This window comes from Streptomyces sp. NPDC096176 (genome assembly GCF_044763255.1).
Lineage (GTDB): Bacteria > Actinomycetota > Actinomycetes > Streptomycetales > Streptomycetaceae > Streptomyces.
The window spans coordinates 746,027-762,144 of record NZ_JBIWFV010000001.1; the positions used below are offsets into that span (position 1 = coordinate 746,027).

15 protein-coding genes and 2 pseudogenes are annotated in these 16,118 nt (G+C 69.6%); 9 read left to right on the forward strand and 8 right to left on the reverse strand.

Features of this window, described 5'->3' with window-relative positions:
• Positions 1-4: 4 nt before the first annotated feature.
• Complete coding sequence (locus tag ACIQ7Q_RS03605; RefSeq protein WP_403855832.1) at positions 5-994, reverse strand: 1-aminocyclopropane-1-carboxylate deaminase/D-cysteine desulfhydrase; 990 nt, start codon at positions 992-994, stop codon at positions 5-7.
• A gap of 147 nt (positions 995-1,141) precedes the next feature.
• Between ACIQ7Q_RS03605 and ACIQ7Q_RS03610 the strand changes: the two genes are divergently transcribed.
• The 4 genes from ACIQ7Q_RS03610 (at position 1,142) to ACIQ7Q_RS03625 (ending at position 5,403) form a co-directional block, all read left to right on the forward strand.
• The gene (locus tag ACIQ7Q_RS03610) at positions 1,142-2,560 is read left to right on the forward strand and encodes a family 2B encapsulin nanocompartment shell protein (RefSeq protein ID WP_403855834.1); all 1,419 of its coding nucleotides are present in this window, start codon (positions 1,142-1,144) and stop codon (positions 2,558-2,560) included.
• Between the two features lie 247 nt (positions 2,561-2,807).
• On the forward strand, positions 2,808-3,839 hold the full coding sequence (locus ACIQ7Q_RS03615) for a family 2 encapsulin nanocompartment cargo protein polyprenyl transferase (RefSeq protein ID WP_403856421.1): 1,032 nt from the start codon (positions 2,808-2,810) through the stop codon (positions 3,837-3,839).
• 119 nt (positions 3,840-3,958) lie between these two features.
• Positions 3,959-4,540, forward strand: coding sequence for a dihydrofolate reductase family protein (locus tag ACIQ7Q_RS03620; RefSeq protein ID WP_403855836.1), 582 nt, complete (start codon positions 3,959-3,961; stop codon positions 4,538-4,540).
• Between the two features lie 419 nt (positions 4,541-4,959).
• Positions 4,960-5,403, forward strand: a complete 444-nt coding sequence (locus tag ACIQ7Q_RS03625; RefSeq protein ID WP_403855838.1) for a DUF6304 family protein — start codon at positions 4,960-4,962, stop codon at positions 5,401-5,403.
• A 136-nt stretch (positions 5,404-5,539) separates the two neighbouring features.
• Here ACIQ7Q_RS03625 and ACIQ7Q_RS03630 read toward each other — a convergent pair.
• A pseudogene (locus ACIQ7Q_RS03630) lies at positions 5,540-5,761 on the reverse strand (snapalysin family zinc-dependent metalloprotease); the annotation flags it as partial.
• Here ACIQ7Q_RS03630 and ACIQ7Q_RS03635 point away from each other — a divergent pair.
• Positions 5,749-6,084 (forward strand): annotated as a pseudogene (locus ACIQ7Q_RS03635) (LysR family transcriptional regulator); the annotation flags it as partial. The pseudogenes ACIQ7Q_RS03630 and ACIQ7Q_RS03635 overlap by 13 nt on opposite strands.
• 59 nt (positions 6,085-6,143) lie before the next feature.
• Here ACIQ7Q_RS03635 and ACIQ7Q_RS03640 read toward each other — a convergent pair.
• Positions 6,144-7,682 carry a hypothetical protein gene (locus tag ACIQ7Q_RS03640; protein WP_403855840.1) on the reverse strand — a complete coding sequence of 513 codons (1,539 nt, stop codon included), beginning with the start codon at positions 7,680-7,682 and terminating at the stop codon, positions 6,144-6,146.
• Positions 7,683-7,845: 163 nt separating this feature from the next.
• On the reverse strand, positions 7,846-8,241 hold the full coding sequence (gene sodN / locus ACIQ7Q_RS03645; protein WP_100109020.1) for a superoxide dismutase, Ni: 396 nt from the start codon (positions 8,239-8,241) through the stop codon (positions 7,846-7,848).
• Positions 8,242-8,391: 150 nt separating this feature from the next.
• Here sodN and sodX point away from each other — a divergent pair, with 150 nt between their 5' ends.
• Positions 8,392-8,811 carry a nickel-type superoxide dismutase maturation protease gene (gene sodX / locus ACIQ7Q_RS03650; RefSeq protein ID WP_403855842.1) on the forward strand — a complete coding sequence of 140 codons (420 nt, stop codon included), beginning with the start codon at positions 8,392-8,394 and terminating at the stop codon, positions 8,809-8,811.
• On the opposite strand, the gene ACIQ7Q_RS03655 is transcribed toward sodX, so the two are convergent.
• A complete protein-coding gene (locus ACIQ7Q_RS03655) occupies positions 8,715-9,344 on the reverse strand; it encodes a CGNR zinc finger domain-containing protein (RefSeq protein ID WP_403855844.1) in 630 nt (209 codons plus the stop codon). The two genes, sodX and ACIQ7Q_RS03655, sit on opposite strands and share 97 nt — an antisense overlap.
• Before the next feature lie 74 nt (positions 9,345-9,418).
• Here ACIQ7Q_RS03655 and ACIQ7Q_RS03660 point away from each other — a divergent pair, with 74 nt between their 5' ends.
• Entirely contained in the window at positions 9,419-10,210 is a 792-nt protein-coding gene (locus ACIQ7Q_RS03660) for a class I SAM-dependent methyltransferase (RefSeq protein WP_403856423.1), read from the forward strand.
• 79 nt (positions 10,211-10,289) lie between these two features.
• On the opposite strand, the gene ACIQ7Q_RS03665 is transcribed toward ACIQ7Q_RS03660, so the two are convergent.
• Genes ACIQ7Q_RS03665 through ACIQ7Q_RS03675 form a run of 3 tightly spaced genes read right to left on the reverse strand, consistent with a single transcriptional unit; the run spans position 10,290 to position 13,036 of the window.
• Positions 10,290-11,066, reverse strand: a complete 777-nt coding sequence (locus ACIQ7Q_RS03665) for an amino acid ABC transporter ATP-binding protein (RefSeq protein WP_403855846.1) — start codon at positions 11,064-11,066, stop codon at positions 10,290-10,292.
• Positions 11,063-12,043: an amino acid ABC transporter permease gene (locus ACIQ7Q_RS03670; RefSeq protein ID WP_403855848.1), complete on the reverse strand. Its 981-nt coding sequence runs from the start codon at positions 12,041-12,043 to the stop codon at positions 11,063-11,065. The genes ACIQ7Q_RS03665 and ACIQ7Q_RS03670 overlap by 4 nt, the downstream gene beginning before the upstream one ends.
• Before the next feature lie 45 nt (positions 12,044-12,088).
• The gene (locus tag ACIQ7Q_RS03675) at positions 12,089-13,036 is read right to left on the reverse strand and encodes an ABC transporter substrate-binding protein (protein WP_403855850.1); all 948 of its coding nucleotides are present in this window, start codon (positions 13,034-13,036) and stop codon (positions 12,089-12,091) included.
• Between the two features lie 525 nt (positions 13,037-13,561).
• Here ACIQ7Q_RS03675 and ACIQ7Q_RS03680 point away from each other — a divergent pair.
• Positions 13,562-14,773, forward strand: a complete 1,212-nt coding sequence (locus ACIQ7Q_RS03680; RefSeq protein WP_403855852.1) for an NADP-dependent malic enzyme — start codon at positions 13,562-13,564, stop codon at positions 14,771-14,773.
• A gap of 351 nt (positions 14,774-15,124) precedes the next feature.
• Positions 15,125-16,090, forward strand: a complete 966-nt coding sequence (locus ACIQ7Q_RS03685; RefSeq protein WP_403855854.1) for a zinc-binding dehydrogenase — start codon at positions 15,125-15,127, stop codon at positions 16,088-16,090.
• Positions 16,091-16,118 lie beyond the last annotated feature (28 nt).

Below are 16,118 nucleotides of genomic sequence, written 5' to 3' on the forward strand. Positions count from 1 at the left end.
CCCGTCAACCGGCGCCGGGTGCCGTGCTGTCGTCGGCCTGGAGTGCCGCACTGTCTTCGTGGCCGGCAGCGGGTGTCGTGCCGTCGTCGTGGCCGGTGACGACCGCCGCGATCGTCGTGCCGCGCGGGAACGCGCCCTCGGCGGTCATCTCGGCGAGTCCGTAAAGCAACTTGGCGACATAGACGCGTTCGACGCGAAGTTCGTGCCGCGCTCCGAAATCGGCGGCGAACCGCTCGAGCGCCGGGGTCGTACGGGCGTAACCGCCGAAGTCGAACCGCTCCTCGAGCGACCAGTTGCCCACCGGCCCGCCGAAGGCCTCGTCCTGCAGGGCGCGTACCGCTGCACTGAGGAAGCCGCCCTTGAGGACCGGGAAGCCGACGGCGCGCTGGTTGCCGTCCAGCCCGGCGGCCAGCCCTGCCAGGGTGCCGCCGGTCCCGCAGGCGACGGCCACGACATCGGCGAGGCCGCGCAGCTCGCGGCCGAGGTCGGCGCAGCCGGCGGCAGCGGGACCGTTGCTGCCGCCCTCGGGGACCACGTACACGTCGTGCGGCGCCGCGCCTTCGAGGGTCGCGAGGATGCGGGCCCGCACCTGGGGGGCGTCCTTGGCGCGGTAGGTGGTGCGGTCGACGAACAGCAGGCGCATGCCGTCCGCCGCGCACCGGGCCAGGGACGGGTTCAGGGGCCGCGCGGCGAGTTCGTCGCCCCGCACCACGCCGATCGTGGGAAAACCCAGCAGACGCCCGGCGGCGGCCGTGGCGCGCAGGTGATTGGAGTACGCACCGCCGAAGGTGAGCACCGGCCTGCCGGCGGCGACCCGCAGGTTCGGGACCAGCTTGCGCCACTTGTTGCCGGGCAGGTCGGGGTGGATCAGGTCGTCGCGCTTGAGGAGCAGCCGCACGCCGTGCCGGGAGAAACGTTCGTCCTCGACCGGTTGCAAGGGCGAGGGCAGTCGGGGCCGCAGTGTGGCACGGGGGGCGAGTGTTCTCCGGGACATTCCTTCATTGTGGCCGGGTGTGCGAGCCCATCCGGCCACTGCCCAGCTCCTGATGATCCAGTCCCACTCATTTGTGTAATGGTGTACTTACGCAACGTACTGAAAGGCTTTCCCCTGCAGGTCAGAACATGATCGAGAGGAAGTCTCATGACGGTTGGTTCGGTTGATTCCGTCGGCGAGGACGTTCGGTCCCAGGCGCCGCAGCAGAGTCTCGGCACCGCAGCCGCGCGGAATCTCGCGACCACCACCAAGTCCGCCCCTCAGATGCAGGAGATCACCTCACGGTGGCTGCTGCGCATGCTGCCGTGGGTGCAGGTGCAAGGCGGCACGTACCGCGTCAACCGCCGTCTGAGCTATTCGGTCGGCGACGGTCGGGTGACGTTCGTGCAGACCGGGGGCCGGGTCGCCGTCATCCCCGCGGAGCTGGGCGAGCTGCCGGCCCTGCGGAACTTCGGCGACGAGGCGGCGCTCGCGGAGCTGGCGCAGCGGTGCGAGCAGCGCGAGTTCGCGGCGGGGCAGGTGCTGGCGGCCGGCGGCGAGACGGCGGACCGGATCTTCCTGCTGGCGCACGGCAGGGTCGAGAAGGTCGGCGAAGGCCCCTACGGGGACGAGGCGGTCGTCGAAGTCCTCGCCGACGGCGCGTACTTCGGCGACCACTCACTGGTGGACCGCGAAGCCACCTGGCAGTACACCGCCCGCGCAGCCACCGCCTGTACGGTCCTGATCCTGACCAGGGACGACGTGCTCAACCTGGCGGACCGGGCGGAGTCGCTGCGCACGCATCTGGCGAGCCTGGCGTCGCTGCCCCACCAGCGCACGAACAAATACGGCGAAGCGGCGATCGATCTGTCGGCCGGCCATGTCGGCGAGGCGGTCGTGCCCCACACGTACGTGGACTACGACGCGGCGCCGCGGGAGTACGAACTGAGCGTCGCCCAGACCGTGCTGAAGGTCCACAGCCGTGTCGCGGACCTCTACAACCAGCCGATGAACCAGACGGAGCAGCAGTTGCGGCTGACCGTCGAGGCGCTGCGCGAGCGTCAGGAGCACGAGCTCGTCAACAACCGCGACTTCGGCCTGCTCCACAACTGCGACTACGGCCAACGGCTGCAGCCCCACGACGGTGTGCCGAGCCCCGACGACATGGACGAGCTGCTCTCGCGCCGGCGTGGTTCGAAGCTCTTCCTCGCCCATCCGCGAGCCATCGCCGCCTTCGGGCGTGAGTGCAACAGGCGCGGACTGGTCCCCGACAGTGTGGAGGTCGGGGGGCACCATGTGCCTGCCTGGCGCGGAGTGCCGATCTTTCCGTGCAACAAGATCCCGATCTCCGAGGCCCGGACGACATCCATCATCTGCATGCGTACCGGAGAGGACGACCAGGGCGTCATCGGGTTGCGGCAGAGCGGCATTCCGGACGAGATCGAACCGAGCCTGTCGGTGCGTTTCATGGGCATCGACGAGCAGGCGATCATCTCGTACCTGGTCACGGCCTACTACTCGGCCGCGGTGCTCGTTCCTGACGCGCTCGGCGTCCTGGAGAACGTGGAGGTGAGCCGCTGGCGGTGACGCGGCCTGCCCAGAGGTGACCTACCGGGGACGAGGGAGACCGGAGATGTGACCGAGGGGCTCTCGTCCGGATCAGGCCGCACTCGCGAGAGCGGCAGGAGCCGCACGAGAGCTCTGAGGGGACGCGGCCGCGTCGCCGCGTCCCCGACTGTGACCGCGTCGTCGACCGCGACCGCGACCGCGACCGCGACTGTGACTGTGACTGTGAGAGCAAACCCGACACCGGGGAAGGAACGCCCAGTTGACCATGTCGGACACCGTCGAGGGCCGGGAGGCAGTGGCCCTCCTGGAGCGCACGCGCAGTGCGGTCGACCCCGAACTCCGTTCCGCCCTCGCGTCCTTGCCCGGCTCCATGCGCCGGGTCGCCATGTACCACTTCGGCTGGGAGCAGGCCGACGGCACCCCGGCCGCCGGATCGGCCGGCAAGGCCGTCAGGCCGGCGCTCGTGCTCGCCGCCTGCCGTGCGCTGGGCGGAGACCCGGCACAGGCCGTACGGGCCGCCGCGGCGGTGGAGCTCGCCCACAACTTCACTCTGCTGCACGACGATGTGATCGACGAGGACCCCACCCGAAGACACCGGCCCACCGCCTGGACGGTCTTCGGCACCGCGGACGCCATCATCGCCGGGGACGCGATGTCGGCGCTGGCGCTGCGGCTGCTCGCGGAGGACCGGCACGCGGCCTCGGTCGCGGCGTCGGTCCGGCTGGCGGCGTGCGTCATCGAACTGTGCGCGGGGCAGCAGGCCGACTGTGCCTTCGAGGAACGTGCTCCGCACGAGGTCACCCTGGAGGAGTGCCTCGCCATGGCGACGGCCAAGACCGGGGCTCTGCTCGGCTGCGCCTGCGCGCTCGGTGCGCTCTACGCGGGCGCGGGTGAGGAGGCGGCGGCGGCCATGGACGCGTTCGGGCGGGAGGCCGGCTTGGCGTTCCAGCTCATCGACGACCTCATCGGGATCTGGGGCGACCCGGAGCGCACGGGCAAGCCGGCCGGCGCGGACCTCGCGGCGCACAAGAAGTCCCTGCCAGTGGTCGCCGCTCTGGCCTCCGGCACTCCGGCCGCAGCAGAATTGGCGGAGCTGTACCGCGGACCGATGAGCGCGGCGGCGCTCGGCCGGGCGGCCGCCGCGGTGGAGCGGGCGGGAGGGCGGGACTGGGCTCAACTGCACGCCGCGGACCGGATGTCGCGTGCGGTCGGTGAGCTCTCGAAGGCGGTCCCGGATCTGGCCACGGCGGGCGATCTGCTGTCGCTGGCCGAGTTCGTCACCCGCCGCAACCGGTGAGCTGTGAAAGGCACTTGCCGCATAACTGCAAGTGAAGCACTATGGATGACGTGGTTTGAGAGTCGGCGCAAGGTGCCGGACCTCGCCGACTGCGGCACCCCAACGATCAGAGGATCAGAGTGCGAAAGCTCAGCTACTTCATCGCGGCATCCATCGACGGCTTCATCGGAGCGCCGGGCGGCGAAGCCGACTTCTTCACCGACTTCGTGCACGGCGACTTTCTGGAGTACCTCAAGGGCGAGTGCCCGGACACCCTGCCGACCGCGGCCCGCCTCGCCCTCGGCGTCGACGGCGCGCCGAACACGGAGTACGACGCGGTCATACAGGGCCGCGCCAGCTACGACCTCGCGCTGAAGGCCGGGACAACCAGCCCGTATGCCCACCTGAGTGAGTACGTGGCGTCGAACAGCATCCACGAGTCTCCCGACCCGAACGTCCGCATCGTCTCCGGTGACGTGTCCGGCGCGGTCCGGGAGCTCAAGAAGGAGGAAGGTCTCGGTGTCTATCTCTGTGGCGGTGCGCATCTCGCCGGTCAGTTGATCGACGAGGTCGACGAGCTGGTCATCAAGACGTACCCGGTCGTCCTGGGCTCCGGCATGCCCATGTTCGCGGCGCCGTTCCGTCTCACCGGCTTCTCGCTCGGATCCGTCCGCACCTTCGACAACGGCGTGATCGTCAGGAAGTACGCCCGGCAGGGCTGAGGGGAGTGGTTGCACTGTCCGGGTCGTCCATACCGTCATATTCTGTCGATATGGGCAGTGAAGGACGTGAAGCATCCCGAAGCAGTCATGATCCGCAGCGCCGGCGTGTATGTGTCACCTGCGGGCAGCCTGTGGGTTCGGTAGTGAAGCGGCACAAGACGCTGGGGGCCTACGTCCCGCTGTGGGAGCCTGCTCCCTGCCGCAATCCGGACTGCGGGCGGGGCGTTCCCGGTGGGGGTGAGCCTCAGGGGGAGTCGGAAGGTCACTCGTCCGGCGCAGCCTCCCGCGGAGCGCCCGGCGGCCGTCCGGCGGATGTGTCACCGGCCGAGTCACCCGACGAGTCGCCCGGCCGAGAGGTCGGTACGTCCTGAGGGGCACCTGGGGCGCGGCGCGTTCGCGGGTACCGCTACAGTCCGCGCATGTCATCGGAGTCTACGGAAGCCTGGGCGGGCTGGTACCGCGACCGGCAGGGCGCGGAATCGGTCACCATATCGGCGAGCGGCGGCCAACTGCGCACCCGCATCAGGGGCATTGAGTACCAAGGTGTCACCTTCGCCGCCCTTCGGGCAGTCGGCGCGCCCCACGTGCTGGCGTCATGCGTTCTGGAATGGGACATGCCGCTGCCTGTCCATGCGAACGGGTCGGTGCAACAGGCCACGCTCAGCTGCCTGCTGACGCTGGGAGAGCCTACCCAGGGCGACCCGCCCCTCGACCGGGCGGATCTCAATCTGACGCTGAACTGCGACGGCACCGCGTACGAGGCGGGCGTGGGGGACGGCGACTTCGAGGACGCGCTCGGCCGCATCCGACGTCAGCTTCCGCCCGGAGCCCAGCTCGGCCGGCGAGCGCCGGCGGACGTCTGAGCGGCGGACCTCCCCCATCAAGCCATCCGTCACGGGGCAGGGTGGCGGACGTGGCGGGCGCCCCCTGGTGCACTGCTGCGGGGCGCCCCACGGTGGTTCCACTCCTGACAGGAGACGGTCGGTCAGCAGCGACCCGTCAGGAGACCTTGGCGATCGCCGCCGCGAGCCCGTGGGCCCACAGCTGGTTCACGCGGGAACGCTCCTGCGAGTTCGGGTAGGCGTTCTGGCACGACGTGCCCGGACCGCCGCCCCACCTCAACTCGCTGCACGGGCCCGAGTAGTGGTCCGGCAGGCCGAGCACGTGACCCGTCTCATGGGCTGTGACGCGGGTGGAGTTGTACTGCCGGTTCTGGCGGTATCGAGCCGCCCGTGCTGCACGGCGACTACCACACCGCGGCCTCTCTGATCGCCGTCGGCGAAGTGGTCGCCCCCTGCCGGCCGACCTCCGCCCCGCGCGAGGACATGGCCGTCCGCCCGCTGTGCGGTGACCCCCTGGCTGTACGGCTGCTGCTGTTCTGCAGACCGGGAGCGTCCACCGAGCTGTACGAGACGGTGTACTCGGACCTGACCGCCGCCTGTCGGGAGGCGGCGATGCGGTCCGCCGCATACCGGCAGTGGCTGCTGCGCCACAACAGCCCGCTCCTGGCAACGGCCACGCCGGCCTCCGTCCCGGCGGCCTGAAGGGGCCGGACGCCGCTCGTCGGCGGACTACGTGCCCGTATCCGGCCCCTGAAACCTCTTCAGTCGTCCTGTGGTGTTTCGCCGCAGGACTTGGAACGGGAGTAGAGCGTCACCTGAGCCCCCTTCACCTGCGTCCGCGAGCACGCGTAAAACACGGCGCGCAGCACCTCGCGCTTGACCGCCTCCTGCTCGAAGGCGTCCTCCGGCTGCCCCGGGGGGTCGCTCAGCACCACGATCCGGTCCATGGACGTCATGCGTCTGCGGATCTCGGCCGCCGGGAACTCGACGCCCTGGAGCGTGGCGGAGGCCCGCGGGCTCCTCATCAGGGCGAGATCGACAAGGCCGGCGAACTCGTCGGGGTGGGAGAGCCGCCACTCACGGCGCCGCGCGGGGGCGAAGACCACTCCGTCGCCCGGGTCGGAGACCTGACGCACCGCCTCAGCGATGGCCGTCACATCGTCCTTCCGGCTGTCGGGTGTCCTCATCTGCAACGTGACCGGAGTGAGCGCGAGGACCACGGCCGCGGCCACGACCGCCACGGCCGCCGAGCGGGCGGCCCGGCTCCGCAGCGGCGCGAGAGCGGACGCCGACGTGAGGAGCCCGCTCAATGACGTACCGACGAGCAACGAGAACCCGACGTTGGTGAACAGGACGTACCGGTCCACGTACATGGGCTCGTGGACCGCGGCCAGCAGCAGCACCGCCGTCGGAACGACCGCGAGCGGCAGCGCCAGGCGCGGAACGAGGGCATGCCGTTCGCCCGAGGCGAGGTACCAGGCGCACAGGACGGCCACGAGGGCCACTGCCGCGATCTCGAACCACTCCCGGGGTTTGGGCCCGCCGATCCAAGAGACCTGGCCCGTTTGCCCCATGCTGAACAGGACCAGCGGAACCAGCCCGATGAAAGCGCACCCGGCGGCCACGGGCCAGGACCGCCTGAGCCGTGGCGTCTCCCGTGAGAGAGCGACCGTGATGCCGTGCGCCAGCAGCGCGAGCGCCGCGAAGACGTGCAGCCAGCCGGCGGCGAGGACGGCGCATACGTAGGGCACGCCGATGCGGCCGGAGGCTCCGGTCAGGGAACGGGCCAGCAGACAGGTGGCAAGGGCGACCGATGCGCAGACCATCGCGTAGGAGCGCCCTTCCTGCGCGTACATCTGCACTTCGGGAGTGGCCGCGAACACGAGTCCGCTCAGCACTCCCGCCCGGCGCCCCGCGAGGCGGAAGGCGGTCAGTCCGACGAGAGCGGCGGCCGCGGACACCGCCAGCACGGACGGCAGCCTGAGGGTGGCAGGACCGCCTTCCCACACCGAGAAGAGGCCATGCATGAAGACGTAGTAGAGGCCGTGCACGGCGTCGGCGTTGTCCAGCAGCGCCCATATCTCACCGAGGCTCCGGTGCGCGACCTGGTGGGTGACTGACTCGTCCCGCCACATCGACCCGTCCCGGGTCAGGCCCCACAGTCCAAGGGCCAGGGCGAGGGCGGCCGGTGCCAGAACGGACGGCAGCCGGCCGGCCGTTTCCGACGGTGCCGTCTCCGACGCCGTCCCCGACCTCGCTTCCGACGCCGCTTCCCCTGCCGGGCCGGGCAGCGAGGCCACGGCCGGGCCTTCGGCCGGAGTCTGTCCCTGCAGGTCGATGGCTCCCCCTCCCCGCACTGGAACCGGAGGTTTCCCGTCCAGTTGCCGCCTCATACGCCCGCACCCGGCCCCGTGGTCTCCGGATGAGGAGCCTGCGGGCCGGGTGCGGGAGGATGACGCGGGATCAGGCCTTCTTGGTCTCCCAGAAGATCTTGTCGATCTGCGCGATGTAGTCCAGGGCCTTCTGGCCGGTCGCCGGGTCGGTGGACCCCTTGGCCGCCGAGAGCGCCTTCAGCGTGTCGTTGATGAGCTGGTGCAGCTCGGGGTACTTCTCGAAGTGCGGGGGCTTGAAGTAGTCGCTCCACAGCACAGAGACGTGGTGCTTGGCGAGCTCCGCGCGCTGCTCCTTGATGACTGTGGCGCGGGCGCGGAAGTGCGGGTCCTCGTTGGCCTGGTACTTCTCCTGGACGGCCTTGACCGACTCCGCCTCGATGCGGGCCTGGGCCGGGTCGTAGACACCGCAAGGCAGGTCGCAGTGGGCGCTGACCTTCACCTTGGGGGCAAACAGGCGGGAGAGCATTGAGCTGTCCTTCCTCGTGATCGTCTTCTCAGGTGGGACATTACTCCGTGAGGGACCCGTTTTTGCGGGTGCCCCCTTGGGCTTAGGTCAAAAGTCCGGGGTCCGTGTCGGACCGGTGGCCGAACATACAGTGGCAGTCGGAGGTGGCTGATGACCGAGCAGGGGCGGGAGCCGGGGGCGCGGTTCGGGCTCGCCGAAGTGATGGGGCCGTCGATGGTGCCGACGCTGCTGCACGGCGACCGGTTGCTGGTCGACTACCGGGCTTCGCTCCGGGCCGGCGACGTGGCCGTGCTCCGCCATCCGCTGCAGCAGGACTTGCTCATCGTCAAGCGGCTGGTCGAGCGCCGCGACGAGGGCTGGTGGGTGCTCGGGGACAACCCCGGCGCCGACGGCGACAGCCGGGTCTTCGGGGTGGTGCCGCCCGACCTGCTGCTCGGGCGGGTGCGCACCCGGTTCCGGCCGCTCGCGCGGGATCAGCGCTCGGTGCTCAAGGTGGTCTCCTGGCTGGCGTCCGCCGTGCGGCCCGTGCTCGCCGGCCGCTCGGTCTCCAGGCGCTTGCGGGCGCGGTAGGCCGCCACGTTGGCGCGGGTGGCGCAGCGGTCGGAGCAGTACCGGCGGGAGCGGTTGGTGGACGTGTCGAGGTAGGCGTTGCGGCAGGGGGTGGCCTGGCACAGGCCGAGCCGGTCGACGCCGTGCTCCGTCAGATGGAACGCAAGCCCCATCGCGGCGATCGCGGCGTATCCGGCGGTCGCGTTCGAGGGGTGGTCGGCGAGGTGCATGTGCCACTTGGGGCGACCGTCCTCGTCCCGGTAGTCGTGCCCGGAGATCTGCGGGCTGACGGGGAACTCCAGCAGCAGCGAGTTGAGCAGGTCCACGGCCTGGGTCTCCTCGCCGGCGTCGGCCGCGGCGAAGACCGCGCGCAGCCGGCCCCGTACGGACCGGAACCTGGTGACGTCCGAGTCGGTGGCACGGCGTGCGGCCTGGGAGGACGTGCCGAAGAGCTCGCGGACGGCCTCGACCGAGGTGAGGGAGTCCTTGTTGCGAGCCGGCTCCTCGGTGTTGACCAGGCGCACGGCGTAGTCCGAGTAATAGGCCAGTTCCACTTGTAGTCCTTACCGCGGCGTTCTAGGGTAGAAGTAACGGCTGCTTATGCTTCGAGGGTATTACGGACGGGAGGATTCCGGTGGGCGGGACAGAAACGGATGCGGTGTCGGGCGCGGTGACGGGCGCCGACTGGGCGGCCTGGCAGGCGAGCTGGGACCGGCAGCAGGAGTGGTACATGCCCGACCGCGAGGAGCGGTTCAGGGTGATGCTGGACATGGTCGAGGCCACGGTCGGCCCCGAACCGAGGGTGCTGGATCTTGCGTGCGGTACGGGGAGTATCACCGACCGGCTCCTCAAGCGGTTCCCGAATGCCACCAGTACGGGGGTCGACCTCGACCCCGCGCTGTTGACCATTGCCCGGGGCTACTTCGCCGGGGACGAGCGCGTCACCTTCGTCACCGCAGACCTCAAGGACCCGGGCTGGACGGCGGCCCTGCCGCACACCTCGTACGACGCCGTGCTCACCGCCACCGCGCTGCACTGGCTCCACAGCGAACCGCTCGCCGCCCTCTACGGCCGGATCGCCACGCTCGTGCGCGACGGCGGCGTCTTCATGAACGCCGACCACATGAAGGACGAGTCCACGCCCCGCATCAACGCCGCCGAGCGCGCCCACCGGCACACCGGCATGGACCGGGCCAGGGCGGCCGGCGCCCTCGACTGGGCCGACTGGTGGGCACTCGCCGCCAAGGACCCGGTTCTCGCCGAACCGACCGCGGAGCGGTTCCGCATCTACGGCGAGCACGCCGACGGCGACACCCCCTCCGCCCAATGGCACGCCGAGGCCCTGCGCGACGCCGGCTTCGACGAGGCACGCCCGGTGTGGGCGTCGCCGAGCGACGCGCTGGTCCTGGCACTGAAGTAGCGAGACGCTGGTCCTGAAGCAGAGATGCGCGAAGGGGCGGTACGGACCTGTGTCCGTACCGCCCCTTCATGCGTCCGCTCTACAGCACCTTCGAGAGGAAGGACTTCGTCCTGTCGTGCTGCGGGTTGGTCAGGACGTCGCGCGGGTGGCCGGACTCGACCACCACGCCGTCGTCCATGAACACGAGCGCGTCGCCGACCTCGCGCGCGAAGCCCATCTCGTGCGTGACGACGATCATCGTCATGCCGTCCTCGGCGAGACCGCGCATCACGTCCAGGACCTCGCCCACCAGCTCCGGGTCGAGGGCAGACGTCGGCTCGTCGAAGAGCATCAGCTTCGGCTCCATCGCCAGCGCACGCGCGATGGCGACGCGCTGCTGCTGGCCGCCGGAGAGCTGGGACGGGTAGTTGCCGGCCTTGTCGGCCAGCCCGACCCGGTCCAGCAGTCGCAGCGCGCGCTCGCGGGCCACGGACCTCGACTCGCGCTTGACCTGGATCGGCGCCTCCATGACGTTCGCGAGAGCCGTCATGTGCGGGAAGAGGTTGAAGCGCTGGAAGACCATGCCGATGTCCCTGCGCTGCGCCGCGACCTCCTTCTCCTTCAGCTCGTAGAGCTTGTCGCCCTTCTCGCGGTAGCCCACGAGCCGGCCGTCGACCGAGAGGCGGCCGCCGTTGATCTTCTCCAGGTGGTTGATGCACCTCAGGAAGGTCGACTTGCCGGAGCCGGACGGACCGACCAGGCAGAACACCTCACGGGGGGCGACCTCGAGGTCGATGCCCTTCAGGACCTTCACATGGCCGAAGGACTTGTGGACGTTCTCGGCCTTCACCATCGGCTGCGTCGTCTGGGAGCTCATACCTTCACGCCTCCGACGTTGCTCTGTACACGGAACGAGGACAGCTGCTTCCGCAGCCGCTGCAGCGGCGTCGGCGGGAGCGAACGGCTCGAACCGCGGGCGTAATACCGCTCGAGGTAGTACTGGCCGACGCTGAACACGGTGGTCAGCGCCAGGTACCAGAGCGAGATCACGATGTATCCCTCCATGATGGCCAGCGTCCGGGAGCCGAACTCACGGCCCCGCAGGAACAGCTCGCCGTACCCGATGGCGAACGCCAGCGAGGAGGTCTTGAGCATGTTGATGAACTCGTTGCCGGTCGGCGGAATGATCACCCGCATGGCCTGTGGCAGCACGATGCGCCGCATCGTCTTGCCGCCCTTCATGCCGAGCGCGTGCGCCGCCTCGGTCTGCCCCGAGTCGACCGACTGGATGCCGGCCCGGCAGATCTCGGCCATGTACGCGGCCTCGTTCAGGCCGAGCGCCAGCAGCGCCGCCACGAACGGCGTCATGACCTGGTTCATCTCGTCCTTGTAGATGAAACCGAGGTCGAGGTACTGGAAGACCAGCGAGAGGTTGAACCACAGCAGGATCTGCACCAGCACCGGGGTGCCGCGGAAGAACCAGATGTAGCCCCAGGCCACGGACGAGAGCACCGGGTTGGGCGAGAGCCGCATGACGGCCAGGATCGCGCCGAGGACCACGCCGATCACCATCGAGTAGACGGTGATCTTGAGAGTCTCCCAGGCGCCCCAGGCGAACGTGCCGTTGGTGATCTGCTCACCGACGACGCTCCACTGGATCTGGGCGTCGGCGAACGCCCTCACCAGCAAGGCGAGGAGCCCGAGCACCACGACGGCGCTGATCCAGCGCCCGTAGTGGCGTACCGGAACCGCCTTGATGGGTCCGGAGTGCGCGGCGGGGACCTTACGGGGGGAGGTGGTCCCGCCGTCGTCCGGTGGGACGGCGGCGGGCGCCTTGTCGAGGGGGTCAGTCATAGGGTTGCTGCCTTACATGATGGAGGGTGCGGCGATGAGCGGTCGTCACTTGCCCGCGTTGACCGTGGCCTTCTCGATGGCGCCGCTCTCGGCCTTCCACTCCTTCAGCACCTCGGCGTACGAGCCGTCGTCGATGATCTTCTGGACGGCTGCCTGAAGGGCGTCACGAAGCTGCGTGTTCTTCTTGCTGACCGCGATGCCGTAAGGCGCGGCGTCGATCTGCTCACCGACGACCTCGAAGAGCTTGCCGCCACCGGCGTTCAGCTCGTTGTAGAGGGCGACCGGGAAGTCGGTGATCACGGCGTCGGCACGCTTGGTCTGGAGCTGCGTGATCGAGTCGGTGTCCTGGTCGGAGATGAACGGCTTGATCTTGTCGGAGCCGCACTTCTTCTGCGTTTCCTTCAGCAGGGTCTCGTTCGCCGTGCCGCGCTGGGCCGCGACCGTCAGACCGCACAGGTCGTCCAGCGTGCTGACCTTCTTGGGGTTGCCCTTCTGGACCAGGATCGCGGAGCCGGCCTGGAAGTAGTTGACGAAGTCGGCGCCGCCCTTGGCATCGTCGCTGGCACCCTGCTGGCGCTCCTTGGTGTCGGTCATCGACGACATGACGATGTCGGTGCGACCGTTGTTCATGCCCAGGACAAGCTGGTCGAAGGTGGAGTTCTCGAACTGGAACTCCACGCCGAGGACCTTGCCCAGCGCGTTGGCGATGTCGATGTCGACGCCCGCCGGCTTGTTCTTCTCGTCCATGAACTCCATCGGCGCGTACGCGATGTCGGATCCGACCTTGATGACGCCCTTGTCGCGGATCTCCTTGGGGAGCTTGTCGGCGAGCGGCGCGGCGGAAGCGTTGCCCTTCGTCTCCGACTCCTTCGGGCCGCTGTCCGTCTGGTCGCCGCACGCGGTCAGCAGCATGGCGCCGGCGACCGCGATGGCGCTGACCGCGGCTATCCGGGACTTGGCAGCGGTCGTACGGCGCGTGGTGCTTGCGGTCATGATCGGGGTCCTCCGGCGGGTGAAAGTGGAGTTACCAGGTCGTACTGCACTCATCTTCGAGTGTCGCGACCTTGTGTGTTTTCGGCATCCTGCCATTCGGACGAGCCCATTCAGGGGGCCACGCATGTCAAAATCGGGTAACGGGATACCCCCGAACCCCGGCGGGCCGGTACATCAAGGCCGGACCATTCGCTGGAAAGCGTCTTCCCGGCCGGAAAATCTCCGGCCGTCTTGCCTTCTGGACGGGTTGCGCCGCACGTGGTGCGCTTGTCCGGGTTCAGGGCTATGAACCGCGTCACCGAGGCGATACCGACTCGTCCGGGGCGTGGTCCGTCCGGTAAGAAGGATCCTTACACCCCTCATCCGGGGCTCAGGGCGCGTGTGCGGCGCGCCCGCGCGTGCGTGACACCCCCTGCCTGGGCGGGCCAACCGTCCCAGTGCAGGTAACGGACGCGGTGCCCGCCCACCCCTCCTCAACCAGGAGTGGCCACCCTCAACTGATGAAGACTTAAGGGGTCAACCAACATGGCAGCGGAGATCGTCAATCCTCGCAGTGACAGCGCCAAAACGGAGAGTGCCGACGAGCCCTTCGATCCGGCGTTCGCACTGCACCGCGGCGGCAAGATGGCCGTCCAGGCCACTGTGCCGGTGCGGAACAAGGACGACCTGTCCCTCGCGTACACACCCGGCGTTGCCAAGGTGTGCACCGCCATCGCCGAGCAGCCCGAGCTCGTCCACGACTACACCTGGAAGTCACAGGTCGTCGCCGTTGTGACGGACGGGACGGCGGTGCTCGGTCTCGGAGACATCGGACCGGAGGCATCCCTCCCGGTCATGGAGGGGAAAGCGATCCTCTTCAAGCAGTTCGGCGGCGTGGACGCGGTCCCGATCGCCCTCGCCACCACCGACACGGACGAGATCATCGAGACCGTCGTGCGTCTCGCGCCCTCGTTCGGCGGAGTGAACCTCGAGGACATCTCGGCACCCCGGTGCTTCGAGATCGAGCGCAAGCTCCAGGAGCGCCTCGACATCCCCGTCTTCCACGACGACCAGCACGGCACGGCGGTCGTGACGCTCGCCGCGCTGCGCAACGCCGCCAAGCTGACCGGGCGGGAGCTCGGCGAGCTGCGCGGCGTCATCTCGGGCGCGGGCGCGGCCGGTGTGGCCATCGCGAAGTTCCTGCTGGAGGCCGGCCTCGGCGATGTCGCGGTCGCCGACCGCAAGGGCATCGTCAGCCGTGACCGCGAGGACCTGACCCCGGTCAAGCGGGAGCTCGCCGAGATCACCAACCGGGCGGGGCTCTCCGGGTCGCTGGAGACCGCACTGGCCGGCGCGGACGTCTTCATCGGCGTCTCGGGCGGCACGGTGCCGGAGGCGGCGGTCGCCTCGATGGCGCCCGGCTCGTTCGTCTTCGCCATGGCCAACCCGAACCCGGAGGTCCACCCCGACGTCGCGCACAAGTACGCGGCCGTCGTGGCCACGGGCCGCTCGGACTACCCGAACCAGATCAACAACGTCCTCGCCTTCCCGGGCATCTTCGCGGGTGCGCTGCAGGTGCGGGCATCCCGGATCACCGAGGGAATGAAGATCGCGGCGGCGGACGCGCTGGCGGACGTCGTCGGTGACGCGCTGTCCGCGGACTACGTGATCCCGTCGCCCTTCGACGAGCGCGTCGCGCCGGCGGTCACCGCGGCGGTGGCGGCGGCTGCGCGGGCAGAGGGGGTCGCACGTCGCTGACGTGTGACGTCCGGATTCCGGGTCGGGCCGTGTTGTCCCCGTGCGGGGGGTGACGCGGCCCGTTCTTCTGCCGTTGCGGGCGGGGCGTTGTGCCTGTGCGGGCGGGCTGTCGCCGGCGGGGGCCGGTGGGCGGCCTTGTCGGGCGCCGCCCCGAACCCCGCGCCTCGATTGCCGGGGGCTTGTGATGCCTTCGCGCCTCGATCGCCAGGGGCTTGAGTTGCTGTCGCGCCTCGATCTCCCCCTACGGCCTGGCGGCCGTGGGATCTGTCGCCGGCCGGACCCGGGCACAGGGACGCGTGTCACACCGGTGTGTGGTTCCGCCACGCACCGGCCCGTCCTATGGTCAAGGTCATGTTCGCCGCCTACGCCGCACGCATCGACCGCGACCAGCCGCTGAACGGCCTCGAACTGGGCGAACGCCCGGCTCCCGAGGCCCGGCCCGGCTGGACGACAGTGACCGTCAAGGCCGCCTCCCTCAACCACCACGACCTCTGGTCGCTGCGCGGGGTGGGGCTCGCAGAGGACAAGCTGCCGATGATCCTCGGCTGCGACGCCGCAGGCGTCGACGAGGACGGGAACGAGGTGGTGCTCCACTCCGTCATCGGGCAGAGCGGGCACGGCGTCGGCCCCGACGAGCCCCGCTCCATCCTCACCGAGCGTTACCAGGGCACCTTCGCCGAGCAGGTCAGCGTCCCGACGTGGAACGTGCTGCCGAAGCCCAAGGAGCTCACTTTCGAGCAGGCCGCCTGTCTTCCGACGGCCTGGCTCACCGCCTACCGCATGCTCTTCACCAACGCCGGGGTGCGGCCCGGCGATTCGGTCCTCGTGCAGGGCGCGGGGGGCGGTGTGGCCACCGCCGCGATCGTGCTCGGAAAGGCCGCGGGCCTACGGGTGTACGCCACCAGCCGCGACGAGGCCAAGCGCAAGCGTGCCGTCGAGTTGGGCGCGGAGGAGGCGTACGAGCCGGGCGCGCGGCTGCCGCGGCGCGTGGACGCCGTCATCGAGACCGTCGGCGCCGCGACCTGGTCGCATTCGGTCAAGTCGCTGCGGCCCGGCGGCACTCTGGTGATCTCCGGTGCGACGAGCGGCGATCGCCCCTCGCACGCCGAGCTCACCCGGATCTTCTTCCTCGAGCTGAAGGTCGTCGGCTCGACCATGGGCTCGAAGGACGAGCTGGAGGACCTGCTCTCGTTCTGCGCGGCAACGGGCGTGCGGCCGGTGATCGACGAGGTGCTGCCGCTGGACCGCGCCAGGGAGGGCTTCGAGAAGATCGCGTCCGGCGATCTGTTCGGGAAGATTGTCCTGACGAACTCTTGATGGTGTGTCAGTTCGGCTGATGGGATCC

Bases quoted from the DNA above. Each gene is read 5' to 3' on its own strand.
- sodN (WP_100109020.1), bottom strand. From the start codon at position 8,241: ATGCTCTCCCGCCTGTTTGCCCCCAAGGTGAAGGTCAGCGCCCACTGC.
- ACIQ7Q_RS03670 (WP_403855848.1), bottom strand. From the start codon at position 12,043: ATGACTGACCCCCTCGACAAGGCGCCCGCCGCCGTCCCACCGGACGAC.
- ACIQ7Q_RS03615 (WP_403856421.1), top strand. From the start codon at position 2,808: ATGTCGGACACCGTCGAGGGCCGGGAGGCAGTGGCCCTCCTGGAGCGC.
- ACIQ7Q_RS03625 (WP_403855838.1), top strand. From the start codon at position 4,960: ATGTCATCGGAGTCTACGGAAGCCTGGGCGGGCTGGTACCGCGACCGG.
- sodX (WP_403855842.1), top strand. From the start codon at position 8,392: ATGACCGAGCAGGGGCGGGAGCCGGGGGCGCGGTTCGGGCTCGCCGAA.
- ACIQ7Q_RS03680 (WP_403855852.1), top strand. From the start codon at position 13,562: ATGGCAGCGGAGATCGTCAATCCTCGCAGTGACAGCGCCAAAACGGAG.
- ACIQ7Q_RS03675 (WP_403855850.1), bottom strand. From the start codon at position 13,036: ATGACCGCAAGCACCACGCGCCGTACGACCGCTGCCAAGTCCCGGATA.
- ACIQ7Q_RS03605 (WP_403855832.1), bottom strand. From the start codon at position 994: ATGTCCCGGAGAACACTCGCCCCCCGTGCCACACTGCGGCCCCGACTG.
- ACIQ7Q_RS03685 (WP_403855854.1), top strand. From the start codon at position 15,125: ATGTTCGCCGCCTACGCCGCACGCATCGACCGCGACCAGCCGCTGAAC.
- ACIQ7Q_RS03665 (WP_403855846.1), bottom strand. From the start codon at position 11,066: ATGAGCTCCCAGACGACGCAGCCGATGGTGAAGGCCGAGAACGTCCAC.
- ACIQ7Q_RS03610 (WP_403855834.1), top strand. From the start codon at position 1,142: ATGACGGTTGGTTCGGTTGATTCCGTCGGCGAGGACGTTCGGTCCCAG.